This is a genomic window from Fibrobacter sp. UWH4, assembly GCF_900142475.1.
In the GTDB taxonomy this organism is placed as follows: domain Bacteria; phylum Fibrobacterota; class Fibrobacteria; order Fibrobacterales; family Fibrobacteraceae; genus Fibrobacter.
Genome location: NZ_FRAY01000001.1, coordinates 677,549 through 704,514, shown reverse-complemented (window position 1 = coordinate 704,514; position 26,966 = coordinate 677,549). Strand labels below are relative to the sequence as shown.

Below are 26,966 nucleotides of genomic sequence, written 5' to 3'. Positions count from 1 at the left end.
TTCACGGAAGAACTGCTGCTAGACTTGACACTTGACGAAGAATTGACCGACGAACTAGATACATCCTTCTTGCTGCTAGAAGAATCTCCTGACTTCACGGAACTTGAACTCTTGGAATCAGAAGAGACTTTTGTTTCTTTTGCGGAACTGCTAGACTTATTCTCACTACTCGATGATTTGTCTTTGGTTTCGTTACCCGAAGACTTCCTGTCAATCGAAGAGGATGACTCTTCGGTGGAATCAGAGTCCTTTACGCTTGAAGACGACTCAACAGCAGATGTTTCATTATCGTCGCCACCCGCCGACGAAGAGTCATCGCAAGCCGAGAACGCAAGCATTGCAAAAGCTACAGCGCTCACCAAGCCGAGTTTCTTTATCGTTTTCATTATCCATTCTCCTGTTATTAAACTTTCGTGTTGCCCTTGCCGCCCATGTTGTCCGGGTCTATGGAGAGCAGGGCTTGAATATCCGCAGCGCTCAGCGGTGCAGACTGTTGTATTTCAAAATTTTTCTGTGGGTTTATTATCAAGTCCTTGTTTACGGACTTGACTAGTTCGCCGGAATCTTCTGCCACATACAGCCCCGTCTCGGGGTTGCGGACAAACTCCGTGTTGGCAAGCTGCTTGATGCTCGCCCTGGTCAAGAAGTCGGCGTCGTTCGGGGTCACATTGACGGACTGTTCTATCTCGCCAATCACCGCCGGGGCCTCGATAACGGCTTCGGGTTGTTCAATGCCACCCGGTAGCACGATGTCGCCCGGTGCGCCATCCATCATCTGTCGCCGTTCCAGCGACTCGATTATAAACTGATTTTCCTTGTCCGTGGGCACTTGAATCTATCCTTCTACTTCCCTATCCAGGGCAACAAGGGTATCACCTTTCGATTTTTTAAGACTGGTCACGATATGCTTCGATTGCGTCGTCAAAAAGAACTGCACTTGCGGGAATGTTTCCTTGAGTCGTTCCACCAAACCCACCTGCCATTTGGGGAGCAAGTGCAACTCGATTTCATCAATTATCACAATGGCCGGCATTTCGAGCGGATAGGCGCTTTGCGGGTTGGCCATTGCAATCCTGCGGGCAATGTCGCCCACCAGCGCGATATAAGCCTTTTTGCAATCCGGCAACCGACTAAAGTTGATGGTTTTGCCATTCCTCACGACAACGAACGAAAGCGGGTCGCGCTTTACGCGGAGCTTGTCGTAACCCGGCAAAAGGTTCCTGATTGCAGAACGGACGGTAACAAGCTGCAATTCACCAATGAACATCTCGCCCAGTTCACGGTAGAGTTCGTTTTCCATATCCTCGCGTTCTCGAAACCACTGGAAAAACGAATGGAAGTTGACAGAGTTGTTCAGATTGCAGTCAAAGGCATCCAGGGGGCCATGTTGGAACTTTTGGCGCACTTGCAAGGGCACGGCATCGACACCCCTGTTGACGGAGTAGAAATTAACCAGGGGCAAGTTGTGTTCCTTGCCGTCCGCAAAGACTTCCATCTTGGAGTCAACGAAGCGGTTCAGTTCGGCCCTGCGGGCCAGCCTGTCAACGGGTTTCCTGTAAGAAGCTCGCTTCTTGAATAGCGACCAGCGAACAGTCTTGTCGTGTTCTTCGGCCTCAATTTCTATGAAGCAATAGGGCTGGCCATTGGTGATGTCGCATTCGTCCAGCTGGACTCCCTTGCCATTCGGGCTTTTCAGGCGGGCCACATACCACGAGAACAAATACTGCATCGCGACAAGCACGGTCGTCCTGCCCGCACCGTTGCCACCCACAAAAACGACTATTCCAGAATCCCCGAACGAAAGGTCGAGATTCCGGATTCCTCTAAAGTTTTCAATCCTTAGTCGTTTTACTCTCATGACTCTGCTTCTTTAAGAAATTTGCTCCTCCCCCTCCCCCAAAGAGGTCGGACCTTGGGGGGCGGTTGGAGCGGGCGTTACTTGGCCGACTTACCGGTCGCCTTGGCGGCCGCGGGAGCGGCAGGGGCTGCCGGGGCGGTATTCACGCCAATATCGAGCGGGCCATACTTTTTCTCGTAGGCGCGCACGGTGGCGCTGAGCATAATGGCGAGGCGCTTTGCCGTGTAGGGGTTCATCACGATTCGGTCGGAGATGGCGACATCGACCTTTTCCTGGTTCATCTGCCATGCGCGATTCACGCCGAGAATCATCATCACCTCTTCGCGTCCGGCCACCACGTTGGTCGCGTTCACGTAGGTGGTGCGCATGTCCTTGTCGTTCCATTCGATTTGCGGCTGCTTGTTTTCTGCCATTTTGCAATTCCTTTGTTTTTAAGGTTAATGTTTTTATGGATATTTAGTAAAATGGAGGGCCTTTTACTAGATTTCCGAGGGCATATCAAGGGGTTTTATGAACCTGGTTAAAATCTATACATCCTTTGCTGCGGCGCTTGCCGTGGCGGCTCTCGTTTCGGGCTGTTCCGTGTCCGATTCCGAGGACGACGAATACTCCAAGTGGACCTTCTCGGGCAGTGTCGTAAGCGGCGCAAACGGGCTTGGCCTCGAAGGGGCCTCCATAGACTACATGGACGGTTCCGGCAAGCAGAAGACCGCCTATACCGACGAGTCGGGGGCGTTCTTCATAGACGGCCTACCCTACGGCCAGCACACCTTCACCTTCAGCCACTACACGGTTGACAAGAAGGACACGCTTTACTACGCCCCCAAGATTATCACGGTGGCATCCACGGGCGAATCGAGCTACATGGAAGGCGTGGTGGCGAGCGGGTCGCGCGTCGTGCGGCTTTCGCCGCTGAATGCGGGTATCGCAGGCGAACTCTATGTGCAAGAAGAGGCCACGGGCGTAAAGTCTCCCGCCCCCAAGGTAAAGCTGCGCCTCGCGCACCAGGACACGGCCTTCGTGAACATCGCCCCCGAAACATTCTCCGCCGCGACGGATTCGCTCGGCAGGTTCTCCTTCGAAAAGCTCCCCGCCGATTCCGGCCTCACGCTCTCGGCAGAACCCTTCACCTACAAGGGCAAGACCTACCGCTTTTCGAACACGGCGCTCCCCCGCCTGCGTTCCGACGCCGTGCACGACATGGGCAGAATCTTCCTTGTCCGCGACACCCTCAAGGAGAGCGCCCCCGTCATCGTATCTTCAAACGTAATGGACAAGAACCGCATGGGCTACAAGAACCTCTCGCCGCTCATTACGCCCTACTACGTGTTCAGCGAGGTGCTCAGCAAGGAGAACATTTCCGTGAGCCTCGCGGGCGATTCCGCGACGGTCCTCATGCCCGAAATCAAGGGCGACACGCTGTACCTGCGACACACGGCACCCCTCGCGGCAGAAAAGTCCTACTCCGTGAGCATCGTGGGCTACACCAAGAAGGGCGAAAGGCTGACCGTAGATCTTTCGGGCGACGCGGCCTTTACTACGAACCGCGGACTTTATGCCGTCACGAGCAACGCCTGGGCGGCAAGCAGCCGCTACAAGGCGACTTTCTCGGTAAACGACACGCTCTGGGTCAAGTTCTCCGACTCGCTCGCCACGGTCCAATGGAGCAAGGCTGCAAAGGTCAAGAAGTCCATCTATGCCGACAACGAGTCCCCCAATGCCGACGCCTGGATCAAGGCCGACACGCTGTTCGTCAAGATGTTCGAGACGTTCGACGACTCCCTTGCGGCGGGCGACACCGTGGGCATGAACATCACCGCCCACGCGAAGAACGGGCTCTACTTGCAGGGGCTGACGGTGCTCACCGAGCTTTCCAAGGCACCCGAGTCCAGTTCGTCCGAGGCTTCCAGCTCTTCCGAAACTTCGAGTTCGTCGGCAGGATCCAGTTCATCGGTTGAATCCAGCCCGTCTTCCAGTTCTTCTAGCACGGCGGCAGACTGATGCTCGGCAAGGCCCTATTTACAGCACTCGCCCTCGCGGCATCTGCACTTGCGCAGCAGGGGTTCGACGGTGTCACGGAACCCATCAACCAGGCCCGCGTCGGGTTCACCGTGTCCGGGAAGATTGACAGCATCTGGGTCAAGGAAGGCGCGTTCGTGCGCAAGGGTGACACGCTCATGAACCTCGTGAACCGCGAGGAACGGCTGCGCGTCCGCATCACGGGTATCACGGCAAACGACTCCTCGGCTGTACTCTCGGCCAGGGCGAAGCTCCAGGCCTACAAGAAGGACCTGGACGCGACCCGCAACCTTTTCGAGAACAGCAACTCCGTAAGCGCGGAACAGGTCTGGGAAAAGCAGATGAACCACGACGTGGCGGCTGCCGAACTCTCGTCGGCGCAGACCGAAAGGGAACGCGCGAAGCTCGAACACGATGTCGCCCGGGCCGAACTCGAAAAGCGCGTTCTCACCGCCCCCTTCGACGGCGAAATCGTTTCCATATCCAAGAACAAGGGCGAAAGCGTCGAGGGTCTGGAACCCGTCATCGAAATCGCGGATGTGCGCACCTGCCGCATGGTCGCCTACGTGGTGGCGAACAGGTCGGGCAAGCTAAAACCCGGCCAACAGGTAAGCCTCTCGCTCGACGGGCGCAAGCAGGTTCGCCGCAAGAAGGGCAAAATCGAGTTCGTGTCGCCCGTGGTGGACAAGTCCAGCATGCTGCGCACCGTGAAGGTCATATTCGACAACTCGGACCTGGCCGTCGAGCCGGGTGTCACGGGGAAAATCCTGCTTAAATGAGTTTCCGCGCCGTAAACATTATCGCCACCCTGGCTGTAGTTGCCGCCCTTGCCGCCGAAGAAAAGGTCGACTCGCTGTACCTGGATTTCGGGACGGCCCTGCAGGCTGTGCTCACCAACAACGCCGATGTGACGGAAGCGAAGTTCGCGTGGCTCTCGGAATCCGAGGCGGCCACGGGGGCCTACGGCAAGTTCGAGCCAAGGCTCGTGGGTCGCGCGTTCAAGGAGACCGCCGAACGGCCCGGCGCACTGTTTACGGAGACAAAGGAAGAATACAAGATTGGCGTACAGGGGGCGCTCCCCACAGGCACCGAATACAATGTGGGGTTCAACCAGGCCACCTACACGCACAGCGACTACACCTCGGAACTCTACTTCGGCGGTGAACTGCGCCAGCACCTGCTGAAGGACGGCCCGCTGTTCTTCTCGGCCACGAACGAGCAGGAACAGGCAAGGCTCCGCAGGGAACTCGCCTACCAGAAATACCGCGACGCCCTGAACGATGTCCTGGAAAAGTTCTGCGACGCCTACTGGAACTACTACTACGCCGACCGGTTCCTGGCCTCGGCCACCGAGTCGGCCCGCGTGGCAAAGGACATCGTGGAAGATGCGGGCAAGCGGCTCAAGCAGGGGCTGCTTTCGCCCCTTGACTATAGCAAGGCCGTGGCGGAGTATTCCGACCGCGAGTCGGCAAGGCTCGACGCACTCGACAAGCTGCGCGGGGCAAGGCTTACGCTGTTGCTCACGCTGTCGTCCGGCGAATACATCCACGACCCCCGCCCCATCGCCATGCACCCGGACCTCGCCCCCGATTCGGCGGCAAGGCTGGATTCGCTCACCTTCCTGGATTCCATGTCGCTCATGCATCCGGGCTACCTATCGCAAGGGGCCGAGGTCATGCTCCGCGAATCGGAACTTTCGGCAAGGCGGGCAGACTGGCTCCCCACCGTGGACCTTATCGGCAACTACGGAATCCGCAGCCGTAACGACAAGGCCCGCGAGGCCGTGAGGAATTTCAAGACCGAGGGCAAGCGCCAGACCGTGCTTGCGGGCGGCATAGAGATAAATATCCCGCTGTTCGGCGGCGTTGCCGAAAGACACCGCATATCGGCCCAGAAATACAGCGTAAGGGCAGCCCGCACAAGGCTCATGCTGTTGCAGGCGCAAATCTTCGAGGAATACCGGATTCTGCAGAACAGGGCGCAAGAAATCCGCGAACAGTGGCGCTACGGGCAGATTGCGGTGGAATACCACCAGAAGGAACTCGAAGAGGAATTCAAGAAACTCGCCATGGGCAAGAGCAACTACCGCGAAATTTTCGAGATGGAAGAGGACCTGCGCGAAGCGGAACGCCGCCAGCTCGAAAACATGCGAACACTCCGAATCATCGATGTCCGGCTGATGCGGGCCACAGGCAAACTGCTACTGCAGAACGGCCTGGAAACCTGGAAAAACGAAAAACTCGTGCTGCGCGAAGACCTGACCGCAGAATAGGGCTAGTCATTCCCGCTAGCGATAAGCCCCATGTCGCGGGCCTTCACATCGTTTATCACCTTAACCCAACCCGATTTATTCGGGCTCCAAATCTTTTTCAATTTATTCAACAAGGGATAAGCGTTAAACATGTCGTGTAAAGCAGGCAACTGATCTTTGGGCATTCCCTTAAGAACCACATAGTAGTTAATCGAAAGCTGTTCCCAATTTCTTCCTTTTAACGGATCTAGCAATGAATCCCTTTCAGAAAGAATTTTCATATAGTCACTAGCAACAAGGTGCAATGTGTCGGAAAGTTTTTCCGCTATAGAAGGAAGAAAATCGTTATTAATGTCGTCACTGCTTTGCGGAATGGAACTCTTAGCTTCTAAAAAGATGGCCTTTTTTCCGCGAAACAAGACGAATTCAACACTTTTACTAACAAGGTGCTTCTTTTGGGAAAATTTTTCTGCAGCAAAGACATCCTTATTTTCGAAGGGACCAAACTGCATTCCCGATTCTTCAAAAGTTACCGTGCTCACAGGTCAATCTCTTCTTCGTAAAGGCGAATCGATTCGGCTATAATCTGGTTGTCTTCCGGGATGCCATCCAGCAAATCATCTACCCTATAGCCCCCATCAAGGGAAATAATAGGAATTGACTGACGATTTTTCTGGGCAAGCAGGTATAGTTTTTTTACGACAAAATAGGAATGCGAAGAAATAATGAACTGCACCCCGCATGCAGAAAGTTCATAGACAATATCCAGCAACTTGGAGATTGCCGTAGGATGCAGGGACGATTCAAGTTCGTCAATAAAAACAACGGAGGACTTTGTCAAGAACCTGTTCCCAAGCAGGGTATCAAGCATACCGATTTTCTTGATACCGTCGGATGCAAGTTCTATGGGGAAAGTATGCCCATCCTTCTTAAGGAACCAGCGGTTTTCCTTGGCGTCAAAGCTGACCACTCCACCAGTAATGTCCTTCAAGAGTTTCCGGCTATTGACAAAACCCCGCAGATTCTTGCCCTTTGTCGTCGGCGAGTTCAGCACCATCGCCAAATCGTAATAGGTTTCGTCAAAGCCAAATTCCATATCCAGGCTATGGGTCTTGATGACGAGCTTTTGGAGAGAAAGAATTTCCCTGGCTGGGAGAAAAACAGAATTGACCGATGTCGGCTTTACCGCATTGTATAAAGGCGAGCAAATCAAACCTTTTTGTTTATCAATGCTGAAATTCACCTCGGCCTTATCCGCCTTGAACTGCACATTGGCCGACAGCGAAGCATTTCTCTTTATCAGCGACTGGAGCGAATCCACCTGAAAAGTCCACCGAAGTTTCTTGTGCAGCAACCTCTGATAACTTTCATCGTTCTTTCCACGCTGAAAAAGTTCGGCAGAACGTTTGGCCGCATACAGGGCCTTGAGCAAAGTCGATTTTCCGCAAGAATTCGGGCCGACAATCAAGTTGATACCTTTCAGGTTTTCAACCCTGATCGAGTCGATACAGCCAAAATTTTGAACTTGAAATTCCTTTATCATCTTGGTCCTTTATTTCAATGCCAAAGCTAGTAAAAACTACCCGATAGAAATCACGGCGGTGCCTGCGGTGAGTGCGGTCACGCGGATTTCGTAGCGGTTGTCTCCGTTCGGGGTGTCGGGTATATCCACGGTGATGTAGTAACCCGACTGCGTGGTAGCCGTCATGGTGGAGCCGTTCACATCCCATTCCCATGCAAGGGCGGGGACGCTATGGCCCTGACCGTTGGCCACCATCACGATATTCGGATGCCACCACTGGTTGCCAGGCCAGGTGTCGCTAACAAGCAACATAGTCTCGCCCTCGGCAAAGGTAATCACCTGCGCACTGGAAACGTCCACAATGCGTGAAATCTTGCCAGGGGTCGCCTCCTGCTGCAGGACCCAATCCTTGTTCGTGACATCCGCGTAAAAATCGGTATCCCCATTCGCAGATGTTTCCGGGGTGACACCCGGCACTCCCCCGTTCTCGAACTTGTCTTGGATATCCCCGGCGTCGGCATCGTTGTTGCCCAGGAAAACCTCGGGCGTCGATGTCGTCACCGTGTGCTGTTCCAGCATGATTTCCACGCTCGGCGCGAACACGCCCACGGGGTTGTTGTGTTCGAGGATTATCGAGGCGTTGTCGCCAAGGGCCACATCGTCGCCGTCGCCCATGGTAATCGTATCGCCGAAGTCGCCGCCGACAATCACGTCGCGGTCCTTGCCCGTCAAGATGGTGTCGCCCATCTCGACAGGTTCGTCGTTTTCGTCAAGCGGAATTTCCACGGCTGCGCCGTCGAAATGCATACTCTCGGCCTCGATGGCTCGGTTCGCGTAGTCGGCCAGGTTCTCGTTGCGGGCGAACGGAGCGTCGATATCGAATGTCACGCGGGCGTCGTCACCAAAGACCAGGTCCTTGTCGTGGTCGCCGCCCACGGCGATATCCTCTTCGCGGTTCTCGCCCGCCACCACCTGCACGGCAGTAATCACGGGCAGGTTCAGCGGCCACTGGTTCGTGTCGGTGAACAGGTTGCGGATTCGCACCTCGAAAGTCGAGGAGCTTACGCCGCGGAACACCACGTAGTTGCCAACCAGGCGCATGTCGGGCGCAACCTGCGAAAGCAGTTCATCGGCAGTCGGGGCGGTCGCGCATTCCACAAGGCGGTAGTCGCCGTCGAAATGGCTACCCGTCCAGTCGTTCAGATAGTAGTGCTGGTCAGGCGTATTGCCGCTAGACTGGTGACCCCAGATATCGAACAGATAGTTATAGGTGTCCGTGTTCTGCTGGTCGCCGCCGAGGTACACATACACATCGCATGGTGCACCGTCCGCGAAGGAATCAAGGTTCGTAAGCGTGAGCTTGATTTCCTGCTGCTGTTGGGCCGCATAGTAGGCGTTGAACAGCTTGGAATTCGAGGTGTCGCCGTCAAGCTGGGCGTCATCCTTCGGCATCAGGCTCGAATTCTGCGTCCCGTTGCCCACGGCGGTATCGTAGGCAACCAGCGAAATGCCAATGCCGTCGTGCGTCACGGGGTCGTTGGTGTAGTTCTCGCCAACGACATGCAGGCCGTTGTTCTTTATGTAGAGGTTCGTCCAGTCGTTATCCGCGACAACACCCGCCGTCTCCCCAACCATCTCGCTTGCGGTCGCGTTCTCGCGGGTAAAGTTGAACGAAGCAACCTGGATTCCGTCGAGCATCGCTTCGGCTGCGGCGGTCGCGCCGGATTCGATGTGGTCGGCCCCCTGGCCGCCCACGACGACATCGTTGCCATCGCCCGTGTAAATATGGTCGTTGTAGTCGCCCGCCACCGTGCGTGAATCAAGCGACTCGGCAAGCGAGAGCGTGGAGGCCGTGGCCTCGGAGCTGTCGCGGTCGGTGAACACCATCTTGGCATTGTCGCCGAACACAACATCGTTGTCGTAAATGCCGTAGCGTTCGTCGCCGTAGGTCGTCAAGGTGTCGCCACCCGTGCCGCCCACCACGATGTCGTCGCCACCGGAAGTGTAAACCGTGTCGGCTCCGCCATGAGCAATGTCGGTAGAGGCGGCCACATCCTGCGCGTGGAGGGTTCCCTTCACCTGGATGGCGGCTATGCCCGGAATGTCCTTGCCGTTGATGTTGTCGAGCGTGTAGCCGTCCTCGATAATCACGCGGAAGTTGTCGGCGGCAACACCCGCTGGAACTTCGAACACCACGTAGTTGCCCGTGGTGTCTATCAGCACGGCATCATCGCCAGTCAGCTCACCAGAGAGAACCGCCGCATTGTGCGCGAGGTCTGCCAAAATTGCCTCGGCGCTGGTGTATTCGGAACGCTTGTAGGTGCCGTTGAAGTTGGAACCGGCGCAGTCGTTCACGTAGAAACTCTGCAGGGCAACTGTCGAGTCACCCACATACAGGCTCACCTTGCGGATGCTCTGACCCGCCCAGGAGTTCGCGTCGGGCATGTCAAGGTAAACGGCCACGTGATAGTCGGTAAAGTACTGCGCAAGGCCATCCACGGCGACTTCCAGCCTGTTGTCGCACTGGTTGCCCGGGGCGGTAGTCATGTAGCCGCTGTTCATGAGCGCCGCATCGGCATCGGTAGAGGCGTTCGAGAGGTTATGGCTGTAGGCCTGCAGGTTGATGCGGTTGTCGGTGCTCGTATTGCGGTGGCTCTCGATGCCGCCGTAGCTCACGCTCACGGCGCTTGCGCGGGTGTTGTCGTCAAAGCGCACAATCTCGCGGTCGTCGTTGCCGTAGGTCCCGGCAAGGCTGCCACCCACATTGTTCCAGTTCGCCTTCGCGAAATCTGCCGCACCCGCGACATCCTCCGAAGAAAGCCCCGTCTGCGAGGCTCCCATGAAGTTGAACGAGAGCGTCGCCTCGGTGCGGGTCTCGGGAATGCTCTGCGTATCAGTTACCTGTTCTTCCGCTTCAGCGGCGTTGCCCCTGAAGGTCGCAAAGCCGTTATCGCCGAATACGACATCTTTTCCTGTCCCGGTACGGATATCGTCACCATCAAGGCCGCCGAACACCACATTGTCGCCATTGCCAGCGTCAATGTCATCGGCACCGGCCGTTCCCAGATCGGTTCCAACATTGTAACCCTCGTTGGAGACCATCAGCGCATTGCGGTCGGTGTCCATAATGACCTTGCCACCATCGCCAACAATGGCGTCGTTACCCGCACCCGTGCGGATTACGTCATCGTCGGTTCCACCGATGACGGCATTCTTGCCGTCACCCGTGCTGATAAAGTCCTGACCACCATGCTGTTCGCTCTTGCTTTCGGCATACAGACGAGTTTCCTCGATTGTATAGCGGCCGCCGTCGCCGATAGCCACATTGTCTGCCCCCGTGATGCGGATAGAATCACCCTCGGCACCACCCATGGCAACATTCTTGTCGCCCGCAATAACGATGTTATCTACCCCGCCAATACTGTCGTTGGTCGTTTCGACAATATGCATGCCGAGGCCAAGCTTGTCGCCATAAACGGCTTCGTCATTTCCGGCGTTATTGTATTTCACGCGGCCATTGTCACCCAGGGCAACGTTCTTGTCGCCACCGATAACTATTACATCATTCTCAGCACCGCCGACAACGACACTATTCGTGCCACCGACCTTAATCATGTCGGTGCCACCATTTTCGGCATCTACCGACTGAATCCTGTAGGCATCGCGGTTCACGCCGTCCGTCTGCAGACGGTGTACGGGGTTTCCCTTCTCGTCGGCCGTGCGTCCCGGAGTCTTGCCGATTCCAGTAGTATAGTCGTCAATGAACGCGGGATTTTCGGCATCAATGTTGTTAACCGTAGAGCCGAGCACCGTATCACCAACATCTACACCGTTCACCTGCCCATTATCATAAAGGACCTGACCACGATCGCCGAAAGCTATACCGCCCTTGTTCATGGTAATGTAGTCGTCACCGAGGCCGCCAAATGCGACCATATCGTTGCGGGTCACATTCGTACTCGAAGCGTCAATCCTGTCGTGGCCCGACTGCGCGTTGATGACCAGCTGGCCATCGCCCTCGTAGCCATAGGCGAACTTGAGCGATACAATCGAAATTCCCGCTGTCAAGGTAAAGTCCCGTGAAATCGAGAACGAACCACGGGTCAGTTCAGAAACGGCACGGCGCTGAACGCTGCCGTCGCTCAGCGTGGCATCCACGAACATGGTGAACTCGTAGCCGTTCGGTGCATCCTTGTGGATGTTGTCGGCTGTAGCCTTGTGCGAATCAAACGCATCCTTCCGAAACACGAACAAACTCGAATCATCCGAATCTATTATATAGCTGTATGTAACAACACCCTGGTTCAGCTCAGGCGGCTGTGAAGAAATTGTCCCGGAACAAATCAAGCTTCCTGTATGGTCCGCCTGGTAGCTATTCACCTTGATATCGTCATCGAACTCCGCCTGATAGAAACGGAAACCGTCTATATATTCACCTTCGGCAAGGATAAAATCATATTCGATATCGAAACCATACTGGTTCGAGAACGAGCCCTTTACCTCGCGACGCTGGGTAACAAAATTATCGGCTTCAGCAGGGGGAACATCTTGTTTCTTGATTATCGCTTCGACATAGTAAACTTCGGTGTCAGATTCTCCGCGAACAACATTAACACCATTGTTTGCAATAGGCGTCAAGCCGTAATGGTAAACGCCATCATTGAACGAAGCACCGTTAGCGGCATTTTCAGCGGCAATCCCCGCATCACCAAGATGAACCCCAAACCCGGCAGTCGAATCTTCTGCAACATTACCCGTATTCACTACCGTGTATGTCCTGTAAGCATCTTCTCGGTAGAGCGTCTTTTTGATATCAACAGTATCCTTGCCCTTACCCAGATTGTATTCGGCATATTCCATCTGCGCCGCAGTGATGCCGCTCTGCATCATCAGAGGATCATCATTTTCGGCAAGTTGCTTTTCGGGGAACGCTTCAAGTTCCGTATGGGTAAAGCGAACAGCATGCGAGTCATAGGCATCGACATTCTTTTCGGCTTCATTCCTATTGTTATTCACAAACCCAGTAAGCGATGCACGGGCATCAACACTATCTTGCTGGTTATTTACAAACAAGCGGTCCACAGACGCCATCTCGTCAACAAACAGAGAATCCCTATTGCCCGAAATCAGGGCAAAGTTAACACCCCCCGTAGGCAAAACAACAGGCTCGTTCAAGACAAGGGTTAATATATGCGAACTTGAATCGTAAGAAGCATTCTCAATTCTAAACCACTTGTCTGCAACCACGGACTCAATTTGATTAACGGGCTCCTTAGTTGTTCCGACATTCTTTGTTGTCTGGTTGACCCACTTGAAAGTCTTGTGGTAGAACAAGGACAATATCTGCGAATCAGACAAGTTTTCATTCCATTCTGTCTCAATGACACTATTCAAGACAGCGGCCTGTTCTTCGGATAACGAAGAGAAGTCTATCTTTGCAACGCCATCGACAACCTGGAGACTGAACAACTTACCTTCGTCAAAATTGTTCAGTTCATTAAAGTTCGAGGCCTGCTGCATGCCGCTTTGCCCCTCAACAACATGCTTGTAATTAAGCATGGCCGGGTTGCCGGTATCAAGCATCATGCTCTTGCCGTAACCATAAGCGTATACGGCACCATCAATGTCATTGATTTTTTCTTCTTTTGCACCCACTTTGGTGACACCATAATCGTCCAAAGCGTTATCGGGAACTGCAGTTACGGTAATGGAACGACTCTTATTCTCACTATCGAAACTTACAATAATGGAGCCATCAGCCTGGGAACTAAAGCCGGAACATGAAACGACCAGACGCTTGCTTTCCGTAACGGCTTCCGAATTTGCCAACAGCTGGGTCGGAGTAATTTTTACATATACGGTTTGACCATCAGACAACTGGCCTTTGTATTCAACATTGTACGAAGTGCTTGTAAAATCACTCCTTCCAGATTCGGACAATACAGAATTGTGCACAGAAATAGTCAGCAAGTCGCTCGACAAACTAGACGCATTCGGGGTTGTTTGTTCAAAGTTTTCCCAATCGTAGCTATTCGGCAAACTCGCATTCACAATCACTGCATCATGAACTGTCATCGGTTGTCTTGTAATGCCGTTGTAGAAGGTAATTACATTACCATTGAGTTCATAGTATCTATCACAACCTTCTGTATATTCACAAACAGTTTTTTTGCCGATTGTAATCGAATCTATATCCATGTCCTCGTAAGCAAGGTACACCTTGGAATCGTCAACACGGAGAACATTTGAACGCACACATATTGTAAGTGTTTTTTCAGCTTGTAAAAGATTCGGGTTGATCGTTACTACATTGCCGGATAAATTATAATCACTAGTTGACCAATTTTGCTTTACTCCGTCCACATAGAAAGAAAGGACCTGGTTTGCAGCAGCTTCATTTGAATCGGGCTGTGGCACATAGATGGAATTCACCTTGAACTCGTTGCTTGCACCAATAATGAATTCTTCGGTACGGACTAGCGGTCTTCCCGCGACAACATCGCCGTCTCTGTTTTCTCCAGCAAATACAAGTCCCACGGAAGTCACGGATTTCGTCAAGACATTCTTGGCGGAACCATTGTTCCATGTACTCGAAATTGCGATAGCCTTACGAACGCCTTCTTCGATTAAATCATCTTGAAGAGCCTTTACAAAGACTTCTACAGGGGTATTATTTGTCGGATGGACCGTTATGGTCTCTCCCCACTCAATGCCACCTCCCGCATTTTTCCTATATCCTACAAGGAAGCCCCTGTCTCCACGATTGGAGTCCACCGTTGAGGGAACAGGCGCGCTTATCGTCACATCAAGAGTTTGGTTATTTTGAAGTCCGGCACACCCAACAAAGAAGGACACCGGAGCAGCATTTTCACTTGAAAGAAACACTTCATAGGATTCTTGTATTTCAAAGTCAGGTTGGTTTTGAGTTCCCTTGTTTTCAACGATGAAAACGGCAGGCGCACTATCGGAATCAACGACAGTAAAGCTTTCTGTCAAGGATTCCTTGCTCGTATCGGCTACACCATTTGCATCAACGAATTCATACTTGACATCAACAGTCTGACCGTCAGTGTTGGCGCTTCGGAGTGTGTATTCCTTGTCGAGACCGCCCATGCTAAAGGTATCGTTGCCCTTACCGCCATTAAGTTCTGTCACATCGGTAGACTTGTTGCCCACGACATAGAACATATCGTCACCGGCAGCGGCATCGAACTGAGTACTTTCGACACCGGCAGCCTTGATGGCGACAAGGTCACTCAGCATGCCCTCCTTAGTCACGACAAACACATCTTCGGCATCGGTTCCACGAACATTCAGCGTATCCGTATCTTTTCCGCCATCAATGGTCATTGCACCACGGTCAAACGGAGTTACCCCATCTTCCTTGCGGAAAGAGTATACACTGAAGGTGTCGTCGCCACGACCACCGGACATACTAAGCGCGCCCACATTGTTCAGTGCAACAAATTCATCGGCACCGGAGCCACCTTCAATATTGAGTTTTGTTCCACTGGATACACCATCGCTTAGGTACGACTCTTCGTTCGTCTTTGTCGCATTGAATTTATCAACAGGTTGGATATTGGCCGAAGTGCCGGGAACCCTGTCAGAATTGTAGAGTTGTCCAACATAGAATTTATCGGCCCCTGCACCGCCATCAACATTGGTCGTTTGCGCGGTTCCATCGATATACACCTGGTCATCGCCGCCATTTGCGTTAACATTCAGGACATCGACTCCCTGGGTGTAGTTCACACGTTCAATGTTGGAATTGAGATTCTTTTTTACAGTCTCGCTAATTTCAGAGTCAAAATCATTTTCTGTAATTGGCAGAAGTGCAACAAAGCCCAAGTTTTGTTCTTCATTCTGGCGCAACAGCAAGCGGTCAATACTTTCCGTACCTTCAACAACAAGTGTATCGGAACCATCTAACCCAGAATCAGTCACATTGGTGTAATTCGTGGTACTGTCGCCCATCAACTTAACGGTAATCTTGTCACTACCGCCCTGACCATCAACGAAGTCCATGCCCGGGCCAGTAGTTATTTTGTCATTACCCCCATTGGCATCGGGTTTTACCTCTGCATTGGCATATAATTCGCCATGCAAGCCAAGATTATCGCCGAAAACGATTTTGTCGGTCCCATTCGCATTATCCACCTTGTCCGCATTAACAGTTTTGTCATCCGCCTTAACTACATAATCCCTTACGCCGTTATCGCCGTACAGCATATCGTTGCCGGCACCACCGTCAATGATATCGTCATCGGCACCACCATAAATTAAATCGTTGTCAATGCCACCGCTGATGGTATCGTTTCCGCCATCGCCGTCGATGATGTCGTTGCCAATACCGCCGTAAATTGAATCAGCGCCACCTATAGTTGTATCACTACCATCATCGCCGAAGAGCAGGTCATTACCGTCATCGCCGTAGATAATATCGGAACCATTGTCTTCAGAGGAATCCGTATTGCTCACAGGTACTGTAGATACAGATCCTTTATCATTCAATTTTTCGATAATGAATTCAAATTCTTCTTGTGCGATTTTATATTTATCTGGATCATCCTTTGCAAACTGCGCATCAATAAATTCCTGACTAAAAGCAGCAGTCTTGTTCGTTGTATCAACAGCAAAGGGAGCTGCAACATCTTTGGAGCCATCCGTAATCCTGTCACCAAAGACAATATCCATACCTTCGCCACCATAGATGGTATCGTTACCCGAACCACCAAGAATGCGGTCATGCCCCTTTTCGCCATAGATTAAATCATTACCGGCACCACCATCAATATGGTCGTCACCGCCACCGCCATAAATTACATCATCGCCATCACCGCCAATGAGCGTATCCTTACCGCCATCTAGGCTGATATCCGTACGGGAAATGCGAACATTATCTTTTACAAGACCATTAGATATTTCATGCAGTGCGGCAACAACATCATTTTCATTTGTCAGTATTGACCAGGAACCGCCATCGCCAAAGATATAGTCTACACCATCTCCACCATCAACTTGGTCATCTCCAGCACCGCCAAAAATAATATCATGACCAGAGTTACCAAGAATTGTATCACCTCCGGCCTGGTTCGCATCTACATTCGCTTCTGCTACTAGTCTATAAACATCCTGTTCATTCTCGTCTTTTTCCTTATCGACACGGACGGTTCCAGTATCACCGAAGATTATGTTCAAGCCATGGGCACCGGTAATATTATCGGCACCGGCACCGCCCGTAATCAGGACATAATAACCAGCGGCAACATACAGGTCAGATAGGTCGATAATATCATTACCATCACCACCATTAATGATGATATTAAATTCAGAAGGTTTCGTAGCATTTCCCGATTTTAGATAAATTTTATCATTTCCCTGTTCTGCATTGATGATTAATTTACCATCCGTAATAGACTCCTCATGACCATATTTGTCAGAAACCGAATCTTTACCAAGGGTAAGCACAAGTGTTTCATCACCATCATCCAGAGTCTTATTCAAATCATTGGTCGCTACACGGCTCGATGCATTAGAACCAATATTCGCAACGACATCATCACCCGACTTTGAAATCATTACAGGGCTTAAATGATGTTCATAATTAAATTCAAATAGGGTGATGTCGTCCGTAATGTTCCACTTCTTGGTATAGAACAATAAATCAAGGTAGGCATACAACTTGGCTGTAATGGCTCCATTTACATCGAACATGCCAAAAAGGCCTTCTTCCTTGAATACTCGTTCAATTTCGTTCAGGCGAAGTTTACCATCCTTGTTCGGGTCAAACAAATTGAAGCCTACATTGATGCCAACACCGCCGCCAACACCGGCACTAACGCCAGCATTCAATTCTGCAGATGCTTTTAACCCACCATAGAAAGAGAGCTCATTTTTATCATTACCCTTTTCATCAAGATCATCGACATAGAATCCATTCAACAGGCGGCTAAAGTCCTTATAGTCGCTACCCACCCACTGTCGAATACCTAAGGTATCATAGCCAAAGGCAAGGTCTATATTCGCATTGAAAGACACTCCTAAACGAACGCCAAGCGGAGCCCAAATACGAATGAATGTATCCCAGTCAAAGTCAAAACTGAGCTTGGGCATATCATAATGGACCAAATCAATATCTTGACCGAGCAGCAGTTTGAAAATGTCAGTCGGTTTGTCCCAGATAAATCGCCAGGAACCATCCCCCACATTGAAACCACCCCCAGACAACATTGCTGAAGATGAATCCTTTATAGAAGAAATATCAAAAAGGTTTGAATCGTCGTCAAAAACATATTTTCCTATTGAATCATCTAACGAGTTTTTAGAGGCGCTCCCATTCAAGAAAGCTAATGCAGCGGTTCTTTCATTAGGTCGAACTATACCATCATAAAGCATAAAGTTTCCCAACTTTATTGCCATATTTTTACCATTACCCAATGCAGTAATTTTATCACTCAAAGCAATAAGATCTTTAATGGCGTAAACCATGCCATCATCAAATTTGCCTTTACTAAATTCCTTGGCAAGGCTAAGCGGAGTAATAATAATATCTAAGTCTTTAAGTACAGGGAATGGCGTTGTCAAGAAATCAATTAGTGGTTTTAACGGTTCAACAACTTTTTGAATCTTGGATACAATCGGCGCTAGAACTCCACTAATAAATGACCCCATATCGAGTTTCATCTCACTGAATCCCAATTGGGTTATATTTCCATCTGTCCAATGGAAGACAAAATCTCCACTTACATTAGGAAATTTAGGTGTATCAGACGACTTGACATCTTTCAAAACGCCAACAGTAATTTTTGTTTCAATATCTGCGTTGGCGGTAAAACTAAATTGAGGAAGCACTCCCATTGCCTGGGAAAGGTCAACCCCAACAAGTTTCTTTGATGTATCAGCTATTACCATTGTGCCAAAGGCCGATTCATAGGCACTGTAATTTGACACTCCATCCTCGAAATTCAGGCCAAAATTAATCTCAACGCCGTCATCCGAATCAAGTTCCAGCATCATGCCCAATCCGGCCATTTTGCCGAGAACATCCGAATCATCTTCAAAAAGACCCGAAACCTTGGCACTTACTTCGTCACCTTCGCCGAAGATGAAATAGAAACCTTTCTCCTTTGACACTCCAAAGCCAAATTCAAGCGACCAGGACAAACTAAGGTTTAATCCACCTTCCGCTTCCAATCCGAGTCCAGGATATCCAAGGTCAAATCCAATATTGGAGCCAAAGGAGTAATCTCCGCCTAGCCTAAAGAACCATTCCGCAAATTCATTTCCCTGTCGGTATAGAAGATTGTTACTAATGTCATTTTTCCATAACTCTTCACCGGAAGACACATTAATAGAAGGTACACTTGCTCCCGGAATGATTAAATAGCCATCCAAAAGCTCACTCAATTTTTGAGCAACCATTTGAGCCGTCATGCCGGTTGATTCATAAACAAAATTCGAGAATGGCTCAAGAATTTTCTGTTTAAGGTCACTCAAGAAATCGACACCTGAGCTCAATGTTCCGCCAACCACAGGCACATTGACCAAATCGCTCATCATGCCACCGTTAATGCTTGATTCCATGGTGTCTAGCAGACGATTCAGGCCCGTTATGGCTAATTTTATCTTATCAAACCAATCAAAATCACCACTTAAGATTTCCTCCATCTTAGAATACACACTGCTAAAATCAACGACAAAATCGCCATTATTTGCAGAGTCAGATTCTTTCAGTCTTAAGGAACATCCTGAATCATTTTGATTACTCGTCCTAGAAGAATCATAAACTACTTTTACAGCCTCTCCGATAGCGACAGGTGTTATTCCTGATAACCAATCGCTACAATACTGCTCTATCTGGGACTTATAGGCTTTTGCCGATTCAACATTTGCGGCATTGACAATACCACCGTTCATCCACTTGCCAAACAACACATCGCCAAGAGAATAACCACAAACACTTATGGGCAATTTGCTACAAACGACCATTGGTATTGCCAACTTAGGATTTTGACTGTAATCAGACCCATTTTGTTTTTTCCAAGTCGCTAGAGAAACACCATCTTCACCAAACATTCCAATCAATGCGGCATTTCCAAAAATAAACGCATCGTTATTGTTGGAACCAACCGTAATTAAGTCTTTCAGCAGAACTGCTATTTCTGATTGAGTTGCAGAATCACCTGCGGCATCAACTCCCAAATTAAACGAAAGTTTTTCTCCAACTATATCAATATCAGCGCCAAATTTTATTACATCACCCAAAACAAAGTCAAAAGAGGAATCCATATTCGCAGAAAGTTCAAACCAAAACCCTCCTGAGACCTTCAAATCAGCATTACCGCTTATACCTGTTGAGCCATTACCGAAATTAAATTTATGAACAGAACTAAAAGCTTTTCGAACATTGAATTCTATGCCTATTTGCTGTAGTTCATTGTTGTATTTTAACTTAAAAATTTCTTTACCCTGTGTACTTGTCAAACCAAAATCATTAAGATATTTGATTAATCGATTATTCAATCCCTGCAAGCTAACAATATTGTCCTTACGCAAGTTGTTCACGATTTTTCGAATATCGTTTGCGACATTCACCAAATCGCCAACCGATTTATTGATAACAGGAATTTTGATGTCGCTATTCTTAGCAATGGCGGTCAAACGATCTACAAGCCCATCAAGCAAGGCATAGACATCTTGCACTGAGAAATTTGACAAATCAGAAAGTTTATCATGTATTGCTGTTTCTAGGCCAGAAAAATCAGATTTTATTGACGGAAGTCCATTCTTTTCCTCTAGTTCAATCTTGTTTTCGCCGATATAGAATGTGTCAAAACCAGGAACCGCGACAGCGCCGCCAAATTCGAACTTATTTGAAGATTCAGATTGTTGATTGGCCGATGTATACACAAACTGAGGATTCTGGAATTCCCAGTTACTCAAGAACGAATCGTTAGCATTATTAGCATCAGTCTTCTTATTTGCAGTAAAAGTCGCCTCAATATGCACTGAACCGTCAGCGACGAGATTCACATCAACAAAATTGAAAGTGGCCTCAATGGCAGCGACATATCTTAAAGATATATTCGGGTCATCCCAATTGACTGTAGTCGAGGCGTTTTCCTTGATAACAATCCAATCATTTTTTGAAACTGTAATGGAATCAACGTTCCCTTCCGAATTTACATCAAGATTATGAATCTTAAAGTAAACATCTCCAAACTTAACATATCCACCAACAGCAAACGAGCTCTTATTTGCATTTTCATCCAACGAGATTACAATTAATTCCTGATCGCTAGTATCAACCTCTTTAACATCTATAGCTTTACCAATAGAGAAATCGACCTTCGCATACAATTCTACCTTGGCATCGGCACTTTCATCAAGGCTAAATAATTTAGACCAATCAACGCCAAGCAAGGTCTTGCCAACAATGCGATAATCATCATTACCACATTTGCTAGCCCTCATTGGCGAGAAGCCTAGCCTTTCGAGGACTTTACTCGAACCAATATTTTCAAGCGCAAATGCAGCATTCGAGCGAAATTCAAGATGGTCCATCGGATTGTCTTTTACATCCTGCCAACATAAGGAGGGCAAGTCATCTAGACTATTTGGATTAATCAGAGCGTTAATGGCATTAACTACAGCCACAATGTTGGCATCTGCATCAACTCCACCAAGCAAAGACTCGAAATCTACAGGGCCAAGATTATTTCCACCGAAATCGACCAGCTTAAAGTCATTTTTCTCGCCAATTGTATTTGAATCAAGTCCTAAAGTAGCGCTTACAACAGAAGTCCCTTCAGCAACAGCAAATACAACTTTATCATTCTGTACAGAAACAGATTTCAACGCTCCATTTTGCGTGGTAGAATTATTTGCTTTCCAGGCATCCTCTATAGCACGAGAAAGGTCATTTGAATCACTACAATTCTTGGTATCTATATGTAATTCGTCAGAGCCTATGGTTATATCTAAAAACTTATCAGAGACCGTAGCAGAATAAATTTCTGTTTTATTGGAAGTAACACCTATTGAATAAGTTCCTGATTCATCAACAAAAGATAAATCAAACGCACCTTCACAGAGTTTCTGAAGTTCCAAGACTAAAGCATTGTAAGATTCTTGTGCTTTATCGAGATTAGCCCCCAAAGACAGAGATGTTACACTATCGAGCGTTATCGAATCAACAAGGGTAAGGGCTTTGCCTATCACTTGATATTTTTCCAACACAAGGTTGCTGCTGTCAGAAACGATTCTCCAACATGCTTTTTCCTTGCTTGTCGCAAATACTCCTACAGTATATTCGTCTGAATTTTGTTCTTGGCTAATAGTATTTTCTTGTACAAGGAACTTTCCATTAAAATCGGCATCAACGACCGGATTTTCAGGATCGGTTCCAACAACGTAATTTATAGAAGATTGAAGACTATTCTTGTCCGCAATGGCATCAGATTCATTCGTGCTAGCCGTAAAACAAGTATTATGCGCAGGAGAATCAATATATTTTGATTTATATTCACAATTTCCCGTAGCGACATCTATAGAATACTTTTCTAGCAAGATTCCCTTTTCTGTACCAATCACTCCCGATGCATTCAGCACACCTGACATACGCATATACTTGAATCCAGAGTTTGATTCAAGCGTGTAATAAGGTGAGTCAACGACAATCGCATCTCCAACACGACTCGTTTTATATCCTTGAAGCAGAGATGGGTCACAGCCAAACCGAACGACGCCACTGGAATCGGCTTCTATAACATACAATCCATATGTATTCTTGATAGATCGTCCAAAATCCAATTCGCCAACAGAATCCAAGCCGAACTGGTCCTCATCATTTTTTTGAAGTGAGAGGTATTTGTCTAGGCTTTCCCACCAATTGGCATTTTCGGCCACCCCTTTGCTAAAAAGGTCTTTAGCAAAATCTATAACATTTGATAATTTTAAAGTTATAGTTTGATTAGATGCATTTTTCGCATCTTTAAGAACAATACTAAGCGGATTATAATCCAATGTTAAAGAACAACATGTCTGCAAAACTGTATTAACGAGTTTCAACTCACCAAATGCATCAGCTTCTTCGGAACGACAAATGCTAAAATCTTCATCACTTGTAAAAATCAGTTTCCTATTTTGGACATTATATTCTATATCCGGTAGACCCGTATTTAACAGTGTCGTATATTCACCATTCGTTCCACGAGATTCTGCGACATATCTAAAATTCTGAGAAGATATTCCTCCGCTCAACACTAAAACAGTTGTTTCATTTGATGCACTATTAGGTTTCACCTTAAACGAGAATGAATAATCTTCATTATTGCCGTCAATTATTACATCTTTTGTTTTTGTTATCTGCAGTTGGTTTCCTACATCATAGAAATAGTATGTTTCATTTTGACCGACATTTGCATCATCTATTATATCGCCTATGTTAGTTTCGTTACCAATAGTCGAATATTTAAAATTTACATTCAACTTAAAATTTACGCCGGCTTCACAAGAGACAACAACATTTCCAAATGTTGCAACATTCACAAAATCATCACCAAGCGATTTCGCCAGGTTCAAGTCAAAATCGACTTCATTGCTAAATTTCAAATTAAATTCAAAGGTATAGTGATCCAATTTAAAATTATTTTTTATTGAATCATTCGTATTTTCTACATCATCTATAACAGTCGCCTCATCACCAACGAATCCAACATAACTTAAAGAGCAAACATTATCATTTATCTTGAAAGCCTTTTTCCACGCATTATTGAAAACCTCAACAAATGTTTCTACACTAGAAAAATTAGCCTTGTATTTACCCTTATCAACAACAAACAAGCCAACAACATTATTTGCAGAATTAGACGGATCCACAAATCCGTTAACAACCATGTCTATTTTGTCAACGACATCTGCAACTTTTTCAATGGAGCTTCCCAGGAAATCCAACTTGACATTATCTTCCAGCTGTTTGCGAAGGGCGGTTTGCATTGATTGAAGATATGCAGCAACTTGAAGGGAAAGAGTTTCACCGGATAGCGACGCAAAAGCTTTTATCTCATCTGGTACAATCCAGTTTTCGGTCAGCGAATCATAACCGAATTCATAAGGGTTTTCGGCAGCATCTAGTTTTGCAACAGTTACCGTACCTGACTTTAATGTTGCTGATTCCACCGAGAATTTCGGTTCGGAAATCAGCAATTCATTTGTATTCACATCATATCCAACTTCCAACTCAAACGAGCCGCCTTGGACAGATGCATTGAACAAGCCAAGAGCCAATTCTCCATTGATATCCGTCTTTGATACCTTTAGTTTAAAATCATCCAACGCAAAGCCATCAAAAGACAACTGACCGGAATTTTGATCCACATGTATCGGCACTTCAACTCTAATGGAACAATCTACATCAAGGTCGTTTAATTTCAGTAGCCCCAAGTCTATAGTTTGGTTCGGTTGCGGTGCAATATTGGGAATATTGGGCTTAAAATTCAGATAAATTGATGTTGGTGAAGAAGACAGGTCCAGCAACGAATCGTTTGATGAGATATTCGTTGCAGAACCGTACAAATTCACCAGGTTATGATTTTCATCTTCCAGAGTGAAAGACTTAAGCAGTAATCCAACATTTTCTACATTGGCAATCAGTTTAGAGAAATAGGTTCCGATTTTTCCCAAATTCAGTTGATAGACAGGACTCGCTCCCGTCGAGTCCTGTTCAACAGCGCCATTAATTGCAAAAGAGGCTCTTGCCCAAAATTTTTGCAAGTCCGCAATGTAAGAGGAAACAGTCTTCCCACCAAATTTATAATCGCGAATAAAAGGAATTTTTTCGAAATCAAGACCTTGGAGAATATTTTCTAGCGAAAACCCTTCAATACCACTTTTTAGCTGAAGTTCAGGCATTGAAACAGAAAAATCACCATTCGTTGCCTTGGTCACGCCGATAACATCATTAGCATTTTTTATATCGAATGGCATACCTGCATTTGTATTGTCAAGACGATATTCCAGATCAAGAGAAGTGGTCTGCAGAGATGATATTCCGTTGTAGTTTAATCCAAGGTCAGCAACATCATCATTCTGCTCTAAAACGGATAAATTCATGAATTCCGCCGTTCCTCCAAAATTTGGAACGGATATATTAATATTGGATATATCGGCAGAAATTTCAATATCAGAACTGCTTTCAGCAGGGACTGCATCATCATCCTTGTCAAAATCAATCTCTACCGACACATTTGCCAACACCGAGGCTGAAATGGTCACATTGTTCGTCTGTAGGGCCACGGCATCTATATTCAAGTTTCCGACATCAGCGTTAGATTGATAACCTAGATTCAATTTAAGTGTATCTTCATTTTGCACACTGAACGAAGGATTAACAAAACTCTGTGGCAAATCAGTCGTGATTCTATTATTTAATTCAGCGGCAAGGGCATCTAGTGAAACCGACTCTGTATTTGGGGGCAAAGAACCCTTATAGCTTGTAAAGGCCGCAGAAATTAACGATTGTATATCTGTCGCGATATCCGGCAAAATAGCCGAGGCAGAGTTAAGGGTGGCATCTAGACCAAGGTTTGACATTTGCAGATTATCAATACTTTCCAAAGTATTTTCAACAATGTCAGGAATGTTATTCAGCTGTTGTTCAATATCGTTTAGACCAACATCGGCGCTGAACATCTGGCGGGGTTCAAGCTGTTCAATTTTGAAATTGTTCATTCCGTGATTGTAGTTTTTCTTGGCCATATGTCATCCTTATTATGAATTCGTTAGTCAATCTTTACACAACGGACTGGATATCCATCAATCTTCGGTCCATAACCATTATCAAAATTTTGAATTGATTTGATAGTGAAAGCCACACCTGCCCATGTTGTCTTATTTTCTTTTTCTGTAGGGAAAAACCAATATGCAGCTTCATTTATATCAATAAAAGATGATACCCCATCATCATAGAGCCTCATTCCCGCACCGATCAAACTATACCCCGTATAGTTAAGGCCGCCAAAACCCATTGATCTAACACCTTTCACACCCGCATCATTTCCATCTGCGTGAACTACAATATAAAAGTCATTATATGTCATAAGACGCCAGTCCTTTGGGCAAATTCCCTGATGATTCGGCTTAATGGAGTCGGCACAGCTCTTACTATTGCATTCGAACGGAAGGTTCATCATCTCCGCCCACTGGTAAAGCCCACCATACTCCACACAGTTCGTCGTATCATTGTTATAACAGTAACGTTCTATTTTATCGTTATCCGATTGGTTTTCTGAACCGTCAACCATTTCACCTATATTCAGATTTTCCGCAAATACCGTTACAGAAGCCTTTTTTCCACTTGTATCTTTACCATTTATTGTCAAATAGAAATACTCTCGTCCATTGCGAGTATCCTTATATTTTTTATACGCTCCCGCCTGTAAACTATCTGCTCCCAAAGGACGATAACAATAATCATACCCAGGCGTGCATAATCTGGAAGAGTCAACTTCAAAAACGGAACTACTGGATTTAGGCAAGACAGAACTTGAACTAGACTGTTTCTCGGAGGAACTACTGCTTTGCTTTTCGCTTGAAGACAAACTCACCGACGAACTAGATACATCCTGATTCTTGCCGCTAGAAGATTCACCCGACTTCACAGAACTTGAACTCTTGGAGTCGGACGAATTCTTTGTTTCTTTCGCGGAACTACTCGACTTAGCGTTACTACTCGATGACTGGTCTTTGGTTTCGTTTCCCGACGACTTCTTGTCAATCGAAGAGGATGACTCTTCGGTGGAATCAGAGTCCTTTACGCTTGAAGACGATTCAACAGCGGATGTTTCATTGTTATCATCACTTGCCGACGACGAATCGTCACAGCCCCAAAGGCCTATTCCGCCAAACACGGCTAAGAAAAGTAGTGTCTTGAACTTGTTCATCTTTTGGTACTCCTGTTATTAAACTTTTTTCGAAATCAGAATCCCGATGGACAGGGCATCCACCATAAATCGCGGTTTCAACCGCTCAATCGAATAGGGACCAGGCCCTTTTACTTTTACATCCGATTCATTCATAGGAACAAAATCTGTTCTTATTTTTAAGAAAAAGATAATAAAGATGGGCGTTTTTCCAGCCACAAACACCCCAAATGGGGGTAAAAAGCCCCCATATTCACCCCACACCCCGCCCCGAGGTCTAACATTTTTTGTATACCGGCAATACGGAGCGTATTATAGCCGTATTCAATTTAAAACCAGCGTGATTCACGTCACATCGCAACAACTTTTCCCTTCAAAAAAAACAATACAGAA

11 protein-coding genes and 3 pseudogenes are annotated in these 26,966 nt (G+C 47.7%); 3 read left to right on the top strand and 11 right to left on the bottom strand.

From position 1 onward, the window contains the following. From BUA93_RS15825 to BUA93_RS02775, 4 genes and pseudogenes are all read right to left on the bottom strand, one after another. Positions 1 to 386, bottom strand: a pseudogene (locus tag BUA93_RS15825) (hypothetical protein); the annotation flags it as partial. A 17-nt stretch (positions 387 to 403) separates the two neighbouring features. Further along, a complete protein-coding gene (locus BUA93_RS02785) occupies positions 404 to 829 on the bottom strand; it encodes a hypothetical protein (RefSeq protein WP_139257698.1) in 426 nt (141 codons plus the stop codon). Between the two features lie 6 nt (positions 830 to 835). Continuing rightward, positions 836 to 1,858 carry an AAA family ATPase gene (locus BUA93_RS02780; RefSeq protein WP_072977195.1) on the bottom strand — a complete coding sequence of 341 codons (1,023 nt, stop codon included), beginning with the start codon at positions 1,856 to 1,858 and terminating at the stop codon, positions 836 to 838. A gap of 77 nt (positions 1,859 to 1,935) precedes the next feature. Further along, complete coding sequence (locus BUA93_RS02775; protein ID WP_072977193.1) at positions 1,936 to 2,271, bottom strand: DUF3467 domain-containing protein; 336 nt, start codon at positions 2,269 to 2,271, stop codon at positions 1,936 to 1,938. Positions 2,272 to 2,368: 97 nt separating this feature from the next. Here BUA93_RS02775 and BUA93_RS02770 point away from each other — a divergent pair, with 97 nt between their 5' ends. From BUA93_RS02770 to BUA93_RS02760, 3 genes are read left to right on the top strand one after another with little or no spacing between them, the layout of a single operon-like run. Beyond that, positions 2,369 to 3,859 carry a peptidase associated/transthyretin-like domain-containing protein gene (locus tag BUA93_RS02770; RefSeq protein ID WP_072977192.1) on the top strand — a complete coding sequence of 497 codons (1,491 nt, stop codon included), beginning with the start codon at positions 2,369 to 2,371 and terminating at the stop codon, positions 3,857 to 3,859. Beyond that, positions 3,859 to 4,656: an efflux RND transporter periplasmic adaptor subunit gene (locus tag BUA93_RS02765; protein WP_072977190.1), complete on the top strand. Its 798-nt coding sequence runs from the start codon at positions 3,859 to 3,861 to the stop codon at positions 4,654 to 4,656. Before BUA93_RS02770 ends, BUA93_RS02765 begins: the two co-directional genes overlap by 1 nt. Beyond that, positions 4,653 to 6,149: a TolC family protein gene (locus BUA93_RS02760; RefSeq protein ID WP_072977189.1), complete on the top strand. Its 1,497-nt coding sequence runs from the start codon at positions 4,653 to 4,655 to the stop codon at positions 6,147 to 6,149. The genes BUA93_RS02765 and BUA93_RS02760 overlap by 4 nt, the downstream gene beginning before the upstream one ends. Positions 6,150 to 6,151: 2 nt before the next feature. Here BUA93_RS02760 and BUA93_RS02755 read toward each other — a convergent pair whose 3' ends face one another. The 7 genes and pseudogenes from BUA93_RS02755 to BUA93_RS02720 all read right to left on the bottom strand — a co-directional run bounded on the left by BUA93_RS02755 (position 6,152) and on the right by BUA93_RS02720 (position 26,792). Next, positions 6,152 to 6,670 carry a hypothetical protein gene (locus BUA93_RS02755; protein WP_139257696.1) on the bottom strand — a complete coding sequence of 173 codons (519 nt, stop codon included), beginning with the start codon at positions 6,668 to 6,670 and terminating at the stop codon, positions 6,152 to 6,154. Beyond that, on the bottom strand, positions 6,667 to 7,671 hold the full coding sequence (locus BUA93_RS02750; protein WP_072977185.1) for an AAA family ATPase: 1,005 nt from the start codon (positions 7,669 to 7,671) through the stop codon (positions 6,667 to 6,669). The genes BUA93_RS02755 and BUA93_RS02750 overlap by 4 nt, the downstream gene beginning before the upstream one ends. Positions 7,672 to 7,707: 36 nt before the next feature. Beyond that, on the bottom strand, positions 7,708 to 13,848 hold the full coding sequence (locus BUA93_RS16735) for a hypothetical protein (RefSeq protein WP_371359294.1): 6,141 nt from the start codon (positions 13,846 to 13,848) through the stop codon (positions 7,708 to 7,710). Positions 13,849 to 15,873: 2,025 nt separating this feature from the next. Next, positions 15,874 to 16,503 (bottom strand): annotated as a pseudogene (locus tag BUA93_RS16730) (calcium-binding protein); the annotation flags it as partial. Positions 16,504 to 16,653: 150 nt separating this feature from the next. Next, positions 16,654 to 17,232: pseudogene (locus tag BUA93_RS16725) on the bottom strand (hypothetical protein); the annotation flags it as partial. Between the two features lie 8,201 nt (positions 17,233 to 25,433). Then, complete coding sequence (locus tag BUA93_RS15700) at positions 25,434 to 26,594, bottom strand: FISUMP domain-containing protein (protein ID WP_083597087.1); 1,161 nt, start codon at positions 26,592 to 26,594, stop codon at positions 25,434 to 25,436. Positions 26,595 to 26,612: 18 nt separating this feature from the next. After that, positions 26,613 to 26,792 carry a hypothetical protein gene (locus BUA93_RS02720; protein ID WP_139257692.1) on the bottom strand — a complete coding sequence of 60 codons (180 nt, stop codon included), beginning with the start codon at positions 26,790 to 26,792 and terminating at the stop codon, positions 26,613 to 26,615. Between the last annotated feature and the right edge of the window lie 174 nt (positions 26,793 to 26,966).